The 4,307-nt window shown below is 47.8% G+C and carries 1 protein-coding gene; it reads right to left on the bottom strand.

Annotated features, from left to right (window positions below; all coding sequences use genetic code 11):
* Positions 1-443: 443 nt before the first annotated feature.
* Positions 444-4,307 (bottom strand): nSTAND1 domain-containing NTPase (locus QUB24_RS32900; protein WP_333157752.1); only part of this gene is annotated, 3,864 nt, incomplete at its 5' end.

Here is a 4,307-nt window from a genome sequence, read left to right as displayed (position 1 = left end):
GGAGAGAGTTTTTTACTAACGAACATAAATTTGATTTCCCCAAAATACGTCAATATACTTACACACAGAAAATCATTTAGGATTGATCTAGATAGAGAAAATCATTTAGGATTGCTATATATATTAGACCTCTTGCAAAAATCCTTTTCATCAATTGATGGGACGGGCAAGATGCCCATCCCACAAGAGTTATTTTTTCTTGTGGGATGGGCATCTTGCCCGTCCTATTTATTTTTGCAAGAGGTCTATTGTCTAATTTTTTCACATAATCGGTATTTTTTTGAGCAGTTAAATTGTGAATTTTATGACGTTCGCTCACTTATTTTTCCGAGCTTTCGGAATTTTTAGCACGCTATATAATATAGCGTGCATGCGTAAGTCTTGAGGTTGTTAGGGGGCGATCGCAACAGAGGACTTGTGTCCTCGTTTCGGTCTGACGCTCACTATTTTTTTGGTGAACTATTAGGAGGGCTAATATCCTTACAAAGATTGCGATCGCTCTCACTGAGCTCGACACTGGGGTTCTTTAGATAGTCACGCACCCAATCGCAGTTCATTGCGAGGAGTTCATCCATGTCGCCAATCTTCCACAAGCGGGCTGTGCCGTCTTCTCCATGAGTGAGTATAAACTTACCATCTTTACTGAAAGCAGCATTCTCAACTGCGCCTTGATGCCCTTTGAGTAGAGCCAACTGGTTGCCCTTAGTGTCCCACAGACGGGTAGTACCGTCTTCTCCACCCGTAACTAAGAACTTACTATTGGCACTAAACTCTAAACTCCCGATCTTACCTTGATGCCCTTTGAAGACATACAACGGGTTGCCCTTAGTGTCCCACAAACGGGCAGTGCCGTCTTCTCCAGCGGTAATTATGTACTTGCCATCTGGACTAAATTCCGCAGCAAAAACCGTACCTCTATGCCCTTGGAGGAAATACAACAGCTTCCCCTTAGTGTCCCACAGACGGGCCGTGCCATCATCTCCAGCAGTAACTATAAGCTTCCCATTGGGGCTGATCTCTACATCAAAGACTCTACCTTGATGCCCTTTGATGACAGCCAACTGGTTGCCCTTAGTGTCCCACAGACGGGCCGTGCCATCTTCTCCAGCAGCGACTATAAGCTTCCCATCTGTGCTGAAATTTGCACGATTGACCCTACCTTGATGCTCTTGGAGAAGAGCCAACTGTTTGCCTGTGTTGTCCCACAAACGGACAGTGGTATCATCTCCAGCAGTGACAATAAGCTTCCCATCTGTGCTGAAATTTGCACTACTGACGCTACCTTGATGCCCGTTGAGAAGAGCCAACTGCTTGCCAGATATGTCCCATAGACGGGCAGTGCCGTCTTTTCCTATAGTAACTAGGATATTGCCATTTGGACTGAACTCTGCATCAACGATCATCCCTTGCTGCCCGTTGAGAGCCTTCAACTGCTTGCCAGACTTGTCCCAGACACGGACTTTACCATCTTCTTCTAGAGTGATTATGTCATTGCCATTTGGTCTGAACTGCGCTTTATAGACCTTACTTTGTCCGTGAAGGAGGATAAACTGTTTACCAGTAGTGTCCCACAGGCGAACGCTGGCTTCTTTTCCACCAGTGGCTAACAGTTGTCCATTCGGGCTGAACATGGCGCTCTTGTCCTCACCTTGAAGCATTTTGAGGACGAACAACGGCTTGCCTTTTGTGTCCCACAGGCGGACGCTGTCGTCTTTTCCTACAGTGACTATGAGCTTGCCGTCCGGGCTGAACGCCACGTTAATGATATCTCCTCGATGCTTGTCGAGAGCAATTATCTTGGCTTTAGTGTCCAACAGATGGTCGGTGTTCCACAAAAAGGCGGTGTTGTCTTGTCCACCCGTGACCAACTGCTTGCCATTCGGACTGAACGCGACGCTATTTACTTGGCCTTGATGCTTTTTGCGCCAACTCAATTGCCTGCCATACTTGTCCCGCACGCGGACGATACCGTCATCCTCAGCAGTGACTAGCGTGCCATTCGGACTGAATGCCACGCTCTTGACCTCGCCTTCATGGTTTGAGAGCTCGTGCAACTTCTTGCCGGAAGTGTCCCACAGGTAAATAACGTTGTCTTTTCCTAAAGTAACTACGAGCTTGCCATCTGGGCTAAATAGGGCGCTTTTGACTTGTCTTGGATCCTTTTCTTTTTGGAGAATAGCCAACTGCTTGCCTGTGGTGTCCCACAAACGGGCAGTCCTGTCTTCTCCAGCAGTGACTAGAAGCTTGCCATTAGGGCTGAACTCTACATCATTGACCTGACCTTGATGCCCTTCGAGAATAGCCAATTGCTTGCCTGTAGTCTCCCACAAACGGGCGATCCCATCTGCTCCAGCAGTGACTAGAAGCTTGCTATTCGTCGGGCTGAATCCCAAAACATTGATTTTAATACCTTTTGGATCTGTTTGGAACTCAGTCAACTTCTTCTTACTAAAGATATCCCACAGGACGATAGTTGACACTGGGCGAAATAAGCTTTCAGTTCCAATGGTAGCCAGAGTCTTGCCATCCGGGCTGAAAGCTAGATTATAAATTTGCCTTTGATTGCTTTCTAAGCGGTTGAATTCTTGCCCTGCATAAATTGTGGTGGACAACTTGCCCATTACTTGATTCCTTAACCCAGCCTCTGGCCAAAGTGCTTGCCAGAATGACTGTCTGAGTGCTTTGGCAGCTCTTAAACTTTCTATCCTTGCATCCAGTGTCTGATTAGAAGCCAAGCGGGCTTCAGTAGATTGTAGAAAAGCCTGAATTTGCTGAATTTCTGCTTCGCGCCACTTAAATCCAGCAAAAATGGCAAATCCACCCAAGACCCAAGCAGCGCTTGCAGCCGCCATAAGCTGACGCTTTCTGCGCTGTTCCTCTTGTTTGCGAATGCGATCGCGCAACTGGACACAAGCCAAAACATACTCCGCCTCTTCTTGATTAAGATGCACAAATTTGGGGTGCTTCCACAACACCTCTGCATCTTCTAATCGTCCCCCCTGATGGATAAGATAAATGTCTTTGTCTGGTTGCTCTTGGTGCTGCTGCCACTCCTCTGCAGCCTGATTAATAGTTTCTCGCAGTTGCAAATCATTGCGGTTCTGATTCAACCAATTTTGCAACGCCGGCCAGTAGCGGATTAAAGCTTCATGAGCCACTTCCACCTCTTCCTTTCCCGTAGCTTCGTTGCGACTGGTAACTACCAGCCGCACCCCTTCCCCAGCCAACTGCTGCACCAACTTCCTTGTCACTGCTAGATCATCGCCTGTTGGCACCAAATCCTCTAACTCCACTCGTCGGCGCGTGTCCCGTCGCTTCTGGCCTGGTACGGCACTTGCATCCAAGCGGGTTAAGCGCAAGAAGATATTCTGGACTTGTTCTTGCTCAGCAACTGACAAGCTATTGTAGAAATCATCGGCAGTCTTAGCGATCGCCTTTTGGACTCTACCGATCGCTTGATACTCCTCATCGCACAACCACCGTCCCCGCCGTCGCTTCCACAGTTCCTGCAACGCATATTGCAGCAGCGGCATTGCCCCAGGCTCCCCTTGCACGTCATTGAGAATCGAGTGGCTCAAGCCAGATTCAAAGCGCAGTCCTGCACTATCTGCCTGCATCTTCATGGCTGTAATCAGTTCCGCAGGTTCCATCGGCCCAACCAATTTTTGTCGAGTTTCAATCCGCTTTCTCAGTTCGGGGTAGAAGGTACACTCTCCCAAAAAATCTGCCCGCATCGTGATTACAACTTTCCGTTGTTCGGCAACATTTAATAACTTTTTAATGAAGGCTTGCCGATTGTCTTTATCGTCACAGAGGGTAAAAAGTTCCTCAAATTGGTCTACTACTAATATTGAATGTTGCGCTAATAGCTTCGATAATCTTTCTAATCGTCTTTCTAACTGCTTCAGAGGCTCTTTTCCAGGCGTCATGTAAGCCCACTGGAGGCTGATCTCCTCCTCTTTAAGCTTAGGAATCAGTCCTGCTAGCACTACCGATGACTTACCACTACCCGAAGTGCCAATTACGGCTAAGAAATTGTCCTTCGCCAGTTCCTTTTGTAAGTCTTTAATCAGCTCATCGCGCCCAAAAAAGAACTTGTGGTATTTTTTATCCGCGAAGGAAGACAGACCTGGGAACGGGCACTCAGCCTTGTATTCTGGTGGTTGCTTACCCAAGGCTGCCAGAGCATCGAAACTCAGGTCGAGCAGTTGCTCGCAGAGGTTGTTGAGTTCTACTATTGCCTGCTGGCGCTGTTCACGCGCTGTGCGTGACTCTGCTCCCCGCGTATCTTTCAGCGTCTTTACCTG

It is taken from the genome of Microcoleus sp. B9-D4, assembly GCF_036705105.1.
Lineage (GTDB): Bacteria > Cyanobacteriota > Cyanobacteriia > Cyanobacteriales > Microcoleaceae > Microcoleus.
The sequence above is the reverse complement of the archived record's forward strand: the minus strand, read 5'-3'. Positions and strand labels throughout refer to the sequence as shown.